Here is a 13323-nt window from a genome sequence, read left to right as displayed (position 1 = left end):
ATGTCGAAAATGCCGAAATGGGCGGATACGATCCTGATCCCCCTCTTCTCGATCCTCCTTGCCTTTTTCTTTTCGGGGCTGGTGATTTTTGCCATCGGGAAAGACCCGTTCAACGCCATCATGGTGATGATCGACGGGGCCTTCGGATCAACCGGCGGTTTGGGCTACACGCTCTACTACGCGACGAATTTCATCTTTACGGGCCTGTCGGTTGCGGTCGCCTATCACGCGGGCCTGTTCAACATCGGCTCGGAAGGGCAGGCAATGCTGGGAGGCTTGGGCGTGGCACTTGTGTGCCTGTTCATCCCCTTTGGCCACTGGACGATTGCCCTGCCTGTGGCGGTCATCGGCGCGGCGCTGTTTGGCGGCTTGTGGGCGCTGATCCCTGCCTATCTACAGGCAAAACGCGGCTCGCATATCGTCATCACCACGATCATGTTCAACTTCATCGCCTCGGCGCTGATCGGCTATCTGCTGACACGGGTGTTGAAGGTGCCCGGGGCCATGTCGTCGGAAACCGCGCGCTTTCCCGAAAGCACCCACCTGCCGACCTTTCACGAAATGCTTGCGCCCTTGGGCATCATGTTCAACAAGAACGCGCCCGCCAACCTTGCCTTCGTGGTCGCGCTCGTGGCCTGCGTCTTTTTCTGGTGGCTGATCTGGCGCACCCGCTTGGGCTACCAGATCCGTGCCTATGGCCAGTCGGAATCGGCGGCCAAATACGCAGGTATTTCCCCCAGTCGCATCATCATCATCACCATGATGATTTCCGGCGCGCTCGCGGGTCTGATGGCGATCAACAACGTCATGGGCGAAGCCGAACGGCTGATCGACAACGCCGTTGAAGGCGCAGGATTCATCGGCATCGCCGTGGCGCTGATGGGGCGCAACCACCCCGTGGGCATCATCCTTGCCTCGATCCTGTTCGGATTTCTCTATCAGGGCGGCGCGGAACTGGCGCTTTGGGAAGGCATCCCGCGCGAATTGGTCGTGGTGATCCAGGCCCTTGTGATCCTGTTCACCGGCGCGCTCGACAATATGGTGCGTATGCCACTGGAGCGGCTGTTCGTCGCCCTCAAACGCAAGGAAGGATAAGTCATGGATTATCTCACCATCCTGCAAATCCTTGATTCCACGGTCAGATTGGCAACGCCCTTGCTTTTGACCTGCCTCGCGGGGCTGTTTTCCGAACGTGCGGGCATTGTCGATATCGGCCTTGAAGGCAAGCTGTTGGGCGCTGCCTTTCTTGCGGGGGCCGTGGCCTATGTGACGGGCAATATCTGGCTTGGGACGCTGGCGGGGATTGGCGCATCTGTCCTGCTCTCTCTGCTGCACGGTGTCGCCTCGATCACCTTTCGCGGCGACCAGTTGATTTCCGGCGTCGCGATCAACTTTCTCGCCGCCGGGCTGACAGTGGTCATCGGCCAGGCCTGGTTCAAACTGGGCGGGCGCACGCCCTCCCTGCCGCGCGAGGCGCGGTTTGGCGATATTACCCTGCCCTTTGCCGATCAGATCGCGGATGTGCCCCTCATCGGCCCGCTCTATGCCGAACTTTTGTCGGGGCACACGGCGCTGACCTATGTGGCGCTGGCCGCTGTTCCCCTGTCGTGGTGGGTGCTCTATCGCACCCGCTTTGGCCTGCGTCTGCGGGCCGTGGGCGAGAACCCCGGTGCGGTGGATACGGCCGGGATTTCGGTGGTCAAACTGCGCTACCAAGCCATCCTGATTGCGGGTGTGCTTTGCGGTTTGGGCGGCTCTTTCCTTGCCTCTCTGGCGGCCGGCTTTGTCAAAGACATGAGCGCCGGACGCGGCTATATCGCGCTGGCCGCCCTGATTTTCGCCAAATGGAAACCCTATCCCGCCCTCGGCGCGACGTTATTGTTCGGCCTGCTGGAGGCGATCGGAAACCGGTACCAGTCGATCAAACTGGGCGATATCACCATCCCTGTGCAGCTTATGCAGGCGCTCCCCTATATTTTGACGGTCGTCATTCTGGCGGGCTTCATCGGCAAAGCCATTCCGCCGCGCGCGGGCGGGCAAGCCTATGTGAAAGAGCGCTAAACTTATGTTAGATTTTGCCTGCTAGCTTGCCAGTTGCGCCGATCCGCAAAACCATGCAGACAGGAGTAGCCCCGCCAGCCAGAAAGCGGAAATAGAGATGCAAGTTTACCTGCCCATCGCCGAGATTTCAGTGAATGCCTTTCTCTTGCTGGGGCTTGGCGGTCTTGTTGGCATCTTGTCCGGTATGTTTGGCGTAGGTGGCGGTTTTCTGATCACGCCGCTGCTGTTTTTTGTGGGTATTCCCCCCGCGGTGGCCGTTGCAACCTCGGTCAACCAGATCGTTGCCTCCTCTGTATCCGCCGTTCTGGCGCACCTCAAACGCAAGACAGTCGACCTCAAGATGGGGCTGGTTTTGCTGATCGGCGGAATGATCGGTGCGGGGATCGGCGTGCAGGTTTTCAACGCTTTGCGCGAAATCGGGCAGGTCGACCTGCTCGTCACGCTCTCTTATGTCATCTTTCTCGGCCTGATCGGCGCGCTGATGTTTGTCGAAAGCCTTGGCGCAATCCGGCGCGCGCGCGGGGCGACTCCCAAACGGCGCGAGCGCAAAAAGCACAATTGGGTGCACAACCTTCCGTTCAAAGTCAAATTCCGCACATCCGGCCTGTATATTTCAGCGATCCCGCCGCTTCTCGTCGGCGTATTCGTCGGTATTTTATCAGCCATTATGGGGGTTGGTGGCGGCTTTATCATGGTCCCTGCCATGATCTATCTGCTGGGAATGCCGACCAAGGTGGTGATCGGAACCTCGCTGTTCCAGATCATTTTTACCTCCGGTTTCACCACGATGATGCATGCCTATACCTCGCAAACGGTCGACATCGTCCTGGCGGTGCTGTTGCTGATCGGTGGCGTGATTGGCGCGCAAATCGGGGCGCAGATCGGCCTGAAACTCAAGGCAGAACAGTTGCGCATCCTGCTGGCGCTTCTGGTGCTCGCCGTCTGCCTGAAGCTGGCACTTGATCTGCTGATCCAGCCGTCGGAACTCTTTTCGATCGGGGAAGCATGATGCGCGCGCTTGTAGCAGTTGCGCTTTGGCTTTTGGCTTTGGTTGCCCCCGCTCTGGGCGAAGAAAAAGTTGTCGCCTCCCTAAGCCAGAACCGTGTGCAGATCACATCGGATTTCGCCGGCTCGGAAATCCTGATTTTTGGCGCGATTAAGCGGGATCGGCCCGTTACCTCGGATGAAAACCTGGCCGTGATCGTGACCGTTAGCGGCCCGCTGCGCCATGAGGTCATCCGGCGCAAGGAACGGCGGCTTGGCATTTGGATCAACGTCGACGCCACGCCGCTGCCGCGCACGCCGTCGTTTTATGTCATGACCAGCACGGCCCCGCTTGCGGATATTCTGCCGCCCGAACTGGACGAGGAATGGGGCATTTCGATTGACCGCGCCATCGCACCGACCGCTGCGGGGACCAAAGAACGCGCGGCCTTGCTGCGCCTTCGCGAACAAGCGGACCTGTACCGCGCCCGCGAAGGGGCCATTCAACTGGTCGATGACACGCTGTTTCGGGTCTCGGTTGAACTGCCGGCAAATTTGATCGAAGGCGGGTATCAGACTCGCATCTTTTTGCTGCGCGACGGGGCGTTGATCGACGAGCAAACCGCCAATATCAACGTGCAAAAAGTGGGTTTGGAGCGGCTGCTGTACAATATGGCCCAGCAACAAGCGCTGCTTTACGGGGCTCTGTCACTGTTCATTGCTATCGCTGCAGGCTGGGGCGCCTCTGCCCTTTTTCGCTACATAAGATCCTGATTTTCTTGCACTTCGAGGGTCAGGGTCGCTTTGGGGGCCTTCAAGTCCGAGGCCGATAGCGGCGCTGTCGGCTTGCCAAGGCGCGCGCGCGTCACCCAAAGAAGCCGCTTTTCCGCCCGCGTGATCGCAACATAGGCCAGACGTTTCCACAAGGGTATCCCTGCCTCCATCCGACCCGCCTGCGCGGCGGCGAAAATATCAGGGGCAAAGACCTGCACATTCGCCCATTGCGAGCCCTGCGCCTTGTGGATCGTCACAGCCGCCCCGTGCAAAAATGTCGCCCCCATGCGCGCGGCATAGGGGATAAAGGGTTCTTCCTCGCCCGGCATTTCGATTTTTACAATCGACGCGGCCGCGAATTGCGGATCGGGCGCGCCCACGACGTGAAGCCGCGAGAAACCGGGACGGGTGCCAGGCCCGAGGTAGATCACCTGCGCCCCCTTGATCAACCCGCGCGCCTCGAGGTCGATGCGTTTCTTGCGATGCTTGAGCGGCAATTCAATCCCGTCGCAAATCAACGGCTCCCCGGGCAAGAGCGCATCGGCAGGCGCATCGAAAGCCCCGCGAAAGGCCTGGATCAACCGGATGCGGGTGGCATTGCGCCAGACCAGAACCGGCGAGCGCGCCATCAGATCCGCTTCGACCCGCTGGGCCATCACCACGCGCTCGTCGCGCGCGGCCGCTTCTTCAATCATGCGCTCGAAGCTGGAAAAGGACAGCTGCGGATCGGCCAGCGCATGGGCAAGATCAAGGATCGGGCTATCATCCGCTTGGCGGTGAATGCGGCTGAGAATCTGCTGTTTGTCTTCGGGAAGCGTTTCAAACACCATTGCGCCGGACTGGTTGACCGGCGCGAGCTGGGCGGGATCGCCAAACAGCACAAGGGTGGAAAAAATTTCCTTCAAATCGTCGAACTGTTTGGCGTCCAGCATCGAGGATTCATCGACAAATCCGATGTCGAGCGGCTCGTCGCGCCGCTTCCAGCCGGTGATAAAATCCGAGCCACGCAACCCCGCCGCAGCCAGCGCTCCGGGCAGGCTTTTGTGGAGTTGGAAGAACGCATAGGCGCGATCCAGCGCCTCATCGGTCATGGCCTCGATGTCGGGGCGTTCGCCATTTCCGGCCAGCCATTCGCCCAGCCCCTCGAACTCGGGGGCATAGACCGGCGTGTAGATAATGCGGTGGATCGTGGTGGCTGGCACACCGCGGTTGCGCAGGACAGAGGCGGCTTTGTTGGTCGGCGCAAGGATCGCCAGCGTGCGGCGGTCCTTGTTTTTGCGGCTTTCCCAATCGCCGGACACAATGTCGACGCCCGCCGCCTCCAGCGCCTTGTAAAGTTCCGCCAGAAGCAGCGTTTTGCCCGAGCCCGCCTTGCCGATCACGGCCATGACGCTGGATTTTCCGTTGCCCATCGGCTGCAGCAATTCGGTATCAAGATTGACACCCGCCGCGCGCAACGCCTGCGTGACGGCATCATAGGCCTCGGCCTGATCATCGGAAAACGTGACGGGTTTTGCAGCGGGGACAGTCATGGCGCGACCCTACAGCCGCACCGTGACCGGCACCAGAGCACAAAGTCAGGCGATGGCGCGGATCAGGTCGCGGACCGGTGAAAACGAGTTGTGATACCAGCGTTTCGAGGTCGCGCGGTCAATGCCAACCTTGGCAAGCACCGGCGCAAAGGCCGCCTCTTTCATTTCCCAAAGACCGACGCCGATTTCCGCCGCCCCCGTCCCGTGCCGCCCGATAACATCCGGCGACAGGCCCATCAGGCGATAGATGCGTTCCATACGCGGATCAAAAACACCAACGAAATGTTCCAGATGGTTTTGGGCCATCAATTCGCCCGCCCCCAAAGTCAGCGCCGCCGACACGCGGCGATCCGCGCGCGGCGACAGGCACCAGCGCGTGCATTCCCAGATCAGGGGGCTTTCGATCCGCACGCCGTCCGTCAGATGCGAAAAATGGTCGTTTACCATGGTGTCGCCGGTCGTCGGCAAAAACCGCATCGAGCCGCCGTGGCTGCCATCTTCCAGTTCCCAGATCACGTAAAGCGGGTTGAGGTCGTCGTATTCGTCGCGCTCCTCGCCTCTGTCGGTGACCCGCACCTCCCAGCCGAGGCGGGTCTTGAACTGCTCGGCGCGGTCACGAAACATCGTGTCGCGCAGCTTGGGGAATTGGGGAAGGTCGGTGGCGTAGATGTAGCGCAGCATGGTGAGGGTCCTTATCCGTCTGACGCTTGCGACGGTAGAACCCGCTGATTACCAACCGCTATTGGCACCGTGACGGGGGGATTATCGCCGCCTTGCCCTGCCGTTCGTTGCTACGGCCTGCTGCGCAACGCCTTCGCTCCCGCCTGCGTGCACGATCAAACGATGATCAGACCGCTTGAAAGCGCGCGCGCAACGGCATGTGTCGTGTTCAAGGCGCCTAATTTGTGTCGTGCCGCCTCGATATAGACGCGCAACGTATGCTCGGAAATCCCCAGATCGGCCGCCGCTTGCGCGCGGCTGTACCCTTTGGCCATCGCCGTCATGGCCGCCTGTTCGCGCGGCGACAGGGTCGGTGCGGCCACGGTTTCCTTCCCCTGCTCGAATTCAAGCGCCTTACGGTTGAATTCATGCCCAAGCAGCACCAATTCGCGCCCGTGCTTGTCGATAAAGGCATCCCATTTGTCGTCATCCATATCCGCGTTCAAGGTGAAAAGCGCGAATTGCCCGTTGGGGCCGCGAATGGGAATCGTGTAGCCCTGATTGCCAAGCCCGTAGTCGAGCGCATCGAGGAACATTGCCTTTGCTCCCTTGGACGACCAGTCGAGCTGCTTCCAGTTTACGGGGGTAAACCGTTGGAAACAGCCAAAAATAACCGGATCAAGGCGCAGGTAGTCCTTTTCAAGATAGCGGTCCACCCAGTCGGATGAATAGGTACCCGCGCCGAAGCGCTCGCCGATGCTGTTTACCCAGTGGTAAACCACATGTTTGACCGCCAGCGCATCGCGCAGGTCCTCGGTCGCCGTCTGGAACGCTTCAAGCGTTTCCGCAGCCTGAATGGAGTCGAGTAAGCTCTCGGTTTGGAGCGTCATTCCTATTTGCCCGTTGCGACAGATCCGCAGCGACATTTGCAAGTTCGGTGGCAACGATCAGACGGGCGTCGTCCAGTTGGTCGGCGGTGGCCGGCAGTCCGTTTTTCTCGGCAAATGCTCTGAGATCGGTCAGTACATCAATGATCCATTCGTTCGGCATTTGAACCTCATTTTGTCAGGCGTTTCAGTGAATAGAACAACCCTAACATGTGCCGACATAAGCGGATATTCGCAGATATACCCTCCCCAAAAATAGCGAGGCTGGCAACTGTAAACTCCTGAATTGACGTAAACTGATCCAGAATCGTGCTCAGTTGATCCTATTTGACGTCACCCGACGCAGGCACGACCCATCCTCCCTGCCACAGAGATTCGCAACATAAGATCAACCTAAGGGCGATTTACGACACCCCTGCCCTGCACCAAGCTGTCCCAACCACAAAAAAAGCCCGCACAAGCGGCGGGCTTTTGAGCAGTACAGCGATCAGGTGGATCAGGCGTGCAGCACATCCTCAAGAGTGCGCAAGCCCGTCGCGGGGGACTGGACAAGCACCGCCATATTTCCCGGCTTATGCTCGTTGTTCATCATTTTCACATGCGCATCGGGGATCTCGTCCCAGCCGAAGACTTCCGACATACAGGGATCAATGCGCCGCTCGATCATCAGCCGGTTGGCCGACGCCGCCTGTTTGAGATGGGCAAAGTGGCTGCCCTGCACGCGCTTTTGGTGCATCCACAGGTAGCGCACGTCAAAGGTGCAATTGAACCCGCTGGTCCCCGCACAAATCACCACCATGCCCCCTTTTTTGCACACAAGGGTGGAGACGGGGAAAGTCGCCTCGCCGGGGTGCTCGAACACGATATCGACGTTATTGCCCTTGCCCGTGATGTCCCAGATCGCCTTGCCGAACTTGCGCGCCTCTGTGAACCATTCCTTATATTCCGGTGTGTTGACCGTGGGCAGCTGCCCCCAGCAGTTGAATTCCTTGCGGTTGATGACGCCTTTTGCGCCCAGCCCCATGACAAAGTCGCGCTTGTCCTCGCCGGAAATCACGCCGATGGCATTGCCCCCTGCCGCGTTGATCAACTGGATTGCAAAGGACCCAAGCCCCCCCGACGCCCCCCAGACCAGAACGTTCTGGCCGGGCTTCAATTCATGCGGATGGTGGCCGAACAACATGCGATAGGCCGTGGCCAGCGTCAGCGTGTAGCAGGCACTTTCTTCCCATGTCAGATGCTTGGGGCGGGGCAAAAGCTGCTGCGCCTGGACGCGGGTGAACTGCGCAAAGGAACCATCGGGGGTCTCGTAGCCCCAGATCCGCTGCGTGGGCGAAAACATCGGATCGCCGCCGTTACATTCCTCGTCGTCCCCGTCGTCCTGATTGCAGTGGATGACCACCTCATCCCCGACTTTCCAGCTTTTGACCTTATCGCCCACGGCCCAAACGATACCCGAGGCATCCGAGCCCGCGATATGGTAGTCGGCGCCATGGCTGTCAAAGGGCGAAATCGGCACGCCGAGCCCCGCCCAGACGCCATTATAATTCACGCCAGCGGCCATCACGAGCACCAGCACCTCATGCGAACCGATCTCGGGGGTATCTACCACCTCGACCTGAAAGCTTTTGTCCGGTTCGCCGTGGCGCTCGCGCCGGATCGCCCATGCGTACATCTTTGCGGGCACATAGCCCATCGGCGGGATTTCCCCGATTTCATAGAGATCTTTTTGTGCCGCCGTGTAGGACGGTTGGTTCGTATCAAGCGCCATGACAAGTCTCCTCTCTCGTCGTCACCTTGCGGTGCTGCATCCCCTTCAGGATCAAAATGTGCCGCAACGCAGAATCGCAGCGTTCCACCCTTAATTACGGATCAGTGCGCAACATTTCAACTACTACGTTAGTCTTTTTGAAATTTTATAACCGAGCGGATGCAGAAAATTTGGAAAATGCCCTGAGAATACGCCAAGGGCATCAGAAGAAAGCGGGGGAGGTGCGGCGAAAGTGCTGTCCCCCGCCGCAGTGCGGCGAATTGACAAAGCCACTTTATTTCCTATAACTGCGTTTAACTGAAATTATATTTCTTATCGCCGCGAGGTTCTATGACACAGATGAACGCGACCACCGCTGCCCCCGAACCCGCCACAAAGGACCGGCCCTGGCTGTTTCGCACCTATGCGGGCCATTCCACCGCCGCCGCCTCCAATGCGCTCTATCGGGGCAACCTTGCCAAGGGGCAAACCGGCCTGTCCGTCGCTTTCGACCTGCCGACCCAGACCGGCTATGACAGCGACCACGAACTCGCGCGCGGCGAAGTGGGCAAGGTGGGTGTCCCCGTGGCGCATCTTGGGGACATGCGGGCGCTGTTTGCCGATATCCCGCTTGAACAGATGAACACCTCGATGACGATCAATGCGACCGCCCCCTGGTTGCTCGCCCTCTATATCGCGGTGGCAGAGGAACAGGGCGCGGATATCAGCGCCCTGCAAGGCACGGTGCAAAACGACATCATCAAGGAATATCTGAGCCGCGGCACCTATGTCTGCCCGCCCGAGCCGTCTTTGCGCATGATCACCGATGTCGCGGCCTACACCCGCGCACATCTGCCCAAATGGAACCCGATGAACGTCTGTTCCTACCACCTGCAAGAGGCGGGGGCGACGCCGCAGCAGGAACTGGCCTATGCGCTGGCCACCGCCATCGCCGTGCTCGACGATCTGAAAAACAAGGTGCCGCCCGAGGCTTTCCCCGCGATGGTGGGCCGCATCAGCTTTTTCGTGAATGCCGGTATCCGCTTTGTCACCGAGCTGTGCAAAATGCGCGCCTTTGTCGAATTATGGGATGAAATCACCCGTGAACGCTACGGCATCACCGACGCCAAATTCCGCCGGTTCCGCTACGGGGTGCAGGTCAACTCGCTGGGGCTGACCGAACAACAGCCCGAAAACAACGTCTACCGCATCCTGATCGAAATGCTCGCGGTGACGTTGTCGAAAAACGCCCGCGCGCGCGCGGTGCAACTGCCCGCATGGAACGAAGCCCTCGGCCTGCCGCGTCCCTTTGACCAGCAATGGTCGCTTCGGATGCAGCAAATCCTCGCCTATGAGACCGATCTGCTGGAATATGGCGATCTGTTCGACGGCAACCCCGCCATCGAGGCCAAGGTCGAGGCCCTCAAACAGGGCGCGCGCGACGAACTGGCCACGCTCGACAGCATGGGCGGCGCGATTGCCTGCATCGAGTACATGAAATCGCGCCTCGTCGAGGCCAACGCCGAGCGCATCACCAAGATTGAGGATGGCGAAACCACGGTCGTGGGCGTGAACCGCTGGACCGAAGCCGAACCCTCGCCGCTGACCACCGGCGATGGCGCCATCATGAAAGCCGACCCGCAGGCCGAGGCCGATCAAATCGCCCGCCTTGCGCAGTGGCGCGCCACACGCAATGAACCTGCCGTTCAGGCTGCGCTGGAAGAATTGCGCGCAGCTGCCCAATCGGGCGCCAACATCATGCCGCCCTCCATCAAAGCCGCCAAGGCGGGCGCAACGACAGGTGAATGGGGCAATATGGTCCGTGCCGCTTTCGGACAGTATCGTGGCCCGACGGGCGTTGCGGCCAATCCCTCCAACCGCACCGAGGGCTTGGATGATATCCGCGAAGAGGTCGCGCGGGTGTCCTCCAAACTGGGGCGCAAACTGAAATTTGTTGTTGGCAAGCCGGGGCTTGATGGTCACTCGAACGGGGCCGAACAGATCGCGGCGCGCGCGCGCGATGCGGGAATGGATATCACTTATGAGGGCATCCGCCTCACGCCCGCCGAAATCGTCCAAGCCGCAAGGCGCGATGATGCCCATGTCGTCGGCCTGTCCATCCTGTCCGGCTCGCACCTGCCGCTGATCGAGGATCTGATCGGCCAAATGAAAGCGGCTGATCTGGGCCATATCCCCGTCATCGTCGGCGGCATCATTCCAGAAGCCGATGCGCTGGCCCTGCGCGCACTGGGGGTCGCGCGGGTCTATACCCCCAAGGATTTCGAGTTGAACCGCATCATGTTCGACATCGCCGCCCTTGTTGATCCTGATCCGCTGACCTGACCAAATCGACAGGCGTGTTTCACATTTCTGAAACACGCCTGTCACATGGCGGTTAACCAACAGGTCCATGTCCGTCGGAAACAAAACCGAGGGACCCCCATGCTCAAGCATCTTCTTCTTGCAACCTGCGCGACAGCGCTGCTTAGCGGCGCAGCGCAGGCCGAAATGAATTTCAACCGCCTGTCCAGCTTTGCCGTGCCGTCCAATATGGCCCAGGGCGAGGATCAGTCGCGCGAGACCTCCGCAGAAATCATCGCCGCCTCCGAGGATGGCATGACGCTGATCTACACCGACAGCCCCTTGGGCGTCGTGGGCCTGATCGACATCACCGATGCCGCCAATCCCAAGCCGCTAGGCAATATCGAGATGCCCGGAGAACCCACATCGGTCGCCGTGATCGGTCAGCGCGCCTATGTTGCGGTGAATACCTCAAAGGATTACGTCAACACCTCCGGCCAGCTGGTCGAGGTGAACCTCGAAACCCGCGAGATCGTCGAAAGCTGCGCCATCGGGGGTCAGCCCGACTCCATTGCGCTGTCCAAGGACGGTTCTTTCCTTGTGATCGCCGTTGAAAACGAGCGCGACGAAGACCTTGGCGATGGCCGCACCGGCCAGATGCCCGCAGGCTTTGTGTCGATGTTCAACGTCACCGATGGCGTTGTCGATTGCGCGACGCTCAAAGACGTGGACGTCACCGGACTGGCCGAGGTCAGCCCCGAAGATCCCGAGCCCGAATTCGTGAAAGTGAACGATCTGGGCGAAACCGTCGTCACGATGCAGGAAAACAACCACATCGTTATCATCGACAAAGACGGCAATGTGACCGCCAGTTTCTCCGCCGGGTCGGTTGATCTGGAAGGCATCGATGCCGACGACAACGGCGCGCTCAGCTTCACCGACAGCCAAATGGGCCGCAAGCGCGAACCCGATGCTGTGGGCTGGATCGACGACACGCATTTCGCCACCGCCAACGAGGGCGACATGGACGGCGGCGCGCGCGGTTGGACGATTTTTGCCAAGGATGGCACCGTTGTCTATGAATCCGGCGCCTCCTTTGAGCATGAATTGATCAAGATCGGCCATTACCCCGACAAACGCTCGGATGCCAAAGGCGTTGAGCCGGAGTCCATTGAAGTGGCCCGTTTCGACGGCACGCCGATGGTCTTTGTCGGCTCCGAACGCGGCTCGGCGGTGGGCGTTTACGATGTCACCGATCCCAGCGCCCCCGTGCTGAAACAGATCCTGCCCTCGGGCGTCGGTCCCGAAGGCTATGTCGCGATCCCGTCGCGCAACCTGCTGATCTCGGCCAACGAAAGCGACCTGATCGAGGACGGCGGCGCGCGCGCCCATGTCATGATCTTTGAATATGGCGAAGGCGAAGCGCAATATCCCACGATCACCACCGAGGGCATGGACGAGCTGACCGGTTTTGGCGCGCTCTCGGGTCTTGTCGCAGATGCCCAGACCCCCGGCCTGCTCTATGCGGTCAACGACAGCTTCTACAAAAACCAACCCACGATCTTTACCATCGATGCAACGGCGAAGCCGGCGAAAATCACCAAGGCGATGCGCGTCACCCGTGATGGCGCAACGGCGACGGGCCTCGATATGGAGGGCATCACGCTTGACGGTCAGGGCGGGTTTTGGGTCGCCTCCGAAGGCAACACCGAAAAGGACATCCCCCACGCCCTCTACCACCTCGACGCCACCGGCGCGATCACCCAAGAGGTGACGCTGCCCGAGGCATTGCTGGCCAATGAAGTCCGCTTCGGGTTCGAAGGCGTCACGATGATTGGCGACACCCTGTGGATGGCGGTTCAGCGCGAGTGGAAAGACGACGCACAAAACCACGTCAAACTGGTCGCCTATACGCCTTCGTCGGGTGAATGGGGCGCAGTGGCCTATGAAAAAGCGGCGGTAGACACCGGCTGGACCGGACTGTCGGAAATCACGGCACATGGCGACTGGGTTTACATCGTCGAGCGCGACAACCAGATCGGTGACGCGGCAGCGATCAAGAAACTCTACCGCCTCAAAGCCGCCGACATGGTGCCTGCCCCCCTCGGGTCCGAGTTGCCGGTCATTGCCAAGGAAGAGGTCCGCGACCTGATCCCCGACCTCAAAGCCTTCGGCGGCTATGTGGTGGATAAGGTCGAAGGCTTTGCCATCGATGTCGACGGCGAAATGTTCGCGGTCACCGACAACGACGGTGTGGATGACAGCTCGGGCGAGACCTTCTTTCTCGACCTTGGCCAAGCCGGCACCATGTAACGCTGCGCAGATCAGAACCTGACAAAAACGAACGCCCGGGGAGTGATCCCCGGGCGTTTTA

At 60.0% G+C, this 13323-nt stretch carries 10 protein-coding genes; 6 read left to right on the top strand and 4 right to left on the bottom strand.

The window, feature by feature from the left end:
• The 4 genes from AQS8620_RS11415 to AQS8620_RS11400 all read left to right on the top strand — a co-directional run bounded on the left by AQS8620_RS11415 (position 1) and on the right by AQS8620_RS11400 (position 3819).
• Positions 1-1095, top strand: coding sequence for an ABC transporter permease (locus AQS8620_RS11415; RefSeq protein ID WP_085837030.1), 1095 nt, complete (start codon positions 1-3; stop codon positions 1093-1095).
• A 3-nt stretch (positions 1096-1098) separates the two neighbouring features.
• A complete protein-coding gene (locus AQS8620_RS11410; protein WP_085837029.1) occupies positions 1099-2061 on the top strand; it encodes an ABC transporter permease in 963 nt (320 codons plus the stop codon).
• A 97-nt stretch (positions 2062-2158) separates the two neighbouring features.
• On the top strand, positions 2159-3070 hold the full coding sequence (locus tag AQS8620_RS11405; protein ID WP_085837028.1) for a sulfite exporter TauE/SafE family protein: 912 nt from the start codon (positions 2159-2161) through the stop codon (positions 3068-3070).
• Positions 3070-3819 (top strand): TIGR02186 family protein, encoded by a 750-nt coding sequence (locus AQS8620_RS11400; RefSeq protein ID WP_306345907.1) that lies wholly within the window; start codon positions 3070-3072, stop codon positions 3817-3819. The genes AQS8620_RS11405 and AQS8620_RS11400 overlap by 1 nt, the downstream gene beginning before the upstream one ends.
• Here the strand turns inward: AQS8620_RS11400 and AQS8620_RS11395 are convergent.
• The 4 genes from AQS8620_RS11395 to ccrA form a co-directional block, all read right to left on the bottom strand.
• Entirely contained in the window at positions 3804-5351 is a 1548-nt protein-coding gene (locus AQS8620_RS11395; protein ID WP_085837026.1) for an ATP-dependent DNA helicase, read from the bottom strand. The genes AQS8620_RS11400 and AQS8620_RS11395 overlap by 16 nt on opposite strands.
• Positions 5352-5396: 45 nt before the next feature.
• Complete coding sequence (locus AQS8620_RS11390) at positions 5397-6032, bottom strand: acyl-homoserine-lactone synthase (protein ID WP_085837025.1); 636 nt, start codon at positions 6030-6032, stop codon at positions 5397-5399.
• Positions 6033-6187: 155 nt separating this feature from the next.
• Positions 6188-6901: a helix-turn-helix transcriptional regulator gene (locus AQS8620_RS11385; RefSeq protein ID WP_085837024.1), complete on the bottom strand. Its 714-nt coding sequence runs from the start codon at positions 6899-6901 to the stop codon at positions 6188-6190.
• Between the two features lie 493 nt (positions 6902-7394).
• Positions 7395-8669 (bottom strand): crotonyl-CoA carboxylase/reductase, encoded by a 1275-nt coding sequence (ccrA, locus tag AQS8620_RS11375; protein WP_085837022.1) that lies wholly within the window; start codon positions 8667-8669, stop codon positions 7395-7397.
• 339 nt (positions 8670-9008) lie between these two features.
• Here ccrA and AQS8620_RS11370 point away from each other — a divergent pair, with 339 nt between their 5' ends.
• The gene (locus AQS8620_RS11370) at positions 9009-10991 is read left to right on the top strand and encodes an ethylmalonyl-CoA mutase (RefSeq protein WP_085837021.1); all 1983 of its coding nucleotides are present in this window, start codon (positions 9009-9011) and stop codon (positions 10989-10991) included.
• 99 nt (positions 10992-11090) lie between these two features.
• Positions 11091-13262, top strand: a complete 2172-nt coding sequence (locus AQS8620_RS11365; RefSeq protein WP_085837020.1) for an esterase-like activity of phytase family protein — start codon at positions 11091-11093, stop codon at positions 13260-13262.
• Positions 13263-13323: the final 61 nt, after the last annotated feature.

The sequence above is a fragment of the Aquimixticola soesokkakensis genome (assembly GCF_900172375.1).
In the GTDB taxonomy this organism is placed as follows: domain Bacteria; phylum Pseudomonadota; class Alphaproteobacteria; order Rhodobacterales; family Rhodobacteraceae; genus Aquimixticola; species Aquimixticola soesokkakensis.
The sequence above is the reverse complement of the archived record's forward strand: the minus strand, read 5'-3'. Positions and strand labels throughout refer to the sequence as shown.

Bases quoted from the DNA above. Each gene is read 5' to 3' on its own strand.
- AQS8620_RS11365 (WP_085837020.1), top strand. From the start codon at position 11,091: ATGCTCAAGCATCTTCTTCTTGCAACCTGCGCGACAGCGCTGCTTAGC.
- AQS8620_RS11405 (WP_085837028.1), top strand. From the start codon at position 2,159: ATGCAAGTTTACCTGCCCATCGCCGAGATTTCAGTGAATGCCTTTCTC.
- AQS8620_RS11385 (WP_085837024.1), bottom strand. From the start codon at position 6,901: ATGACGCTCCAAACCGAGAGCTTACTCGACTCCATTCAGGCTGCGGAA.
- AQS8620_RS11400 (WP_306345907.1), top strand. From the start codon at position 3,070: ATGCGCGCGCTTGTAGCAGTTGCGCTTTGGCTTTTGGCTTTGGTTGCC.
- AQS8620_RS11390 (WP_085837025.1), bottom strand. From the start codon at position 6,032: ATGCTGCGCTACATCTACGCCACCGACCTTCCCCAATTCCCCAAGCTG.
- AQS8620_RS11395 (WP_085837026.1), bottom strand. From the start codon at position 5,351: ATGACTGTCCCCGCTGCAAAACCCGTCACGTTTTCCGATGATCAGGCC.
- AQS8620_RS11415 (WP_085837030.1), top strand. From the start codon at position 1: ATGTCGAAAATGCCGAAATGGGCGGATACGATCCTGATCCCCCTCTTC.
- AQS8620_RS11370 (WP_085837021.1), top strand. From the start codon at position 9,009: ATGAACGCGACCACCGCTGCCCCCGAACCCGCCACAAAGGACCGGCCC.
- ccrA (WP_085837022.1), bottom strand. From the start codon at position 8,669: ATGGCGCTTGATACGAACCAACCGTCCTACACGGCGGCACAAAAAGAT.
- AQS8620_RS11410 (WP_085837029.1), top strand. From the start codon at position 1,099: ATGGATTATCTCACCATCCTGCAAATCCTTGATTCCACGGTCAGATTG.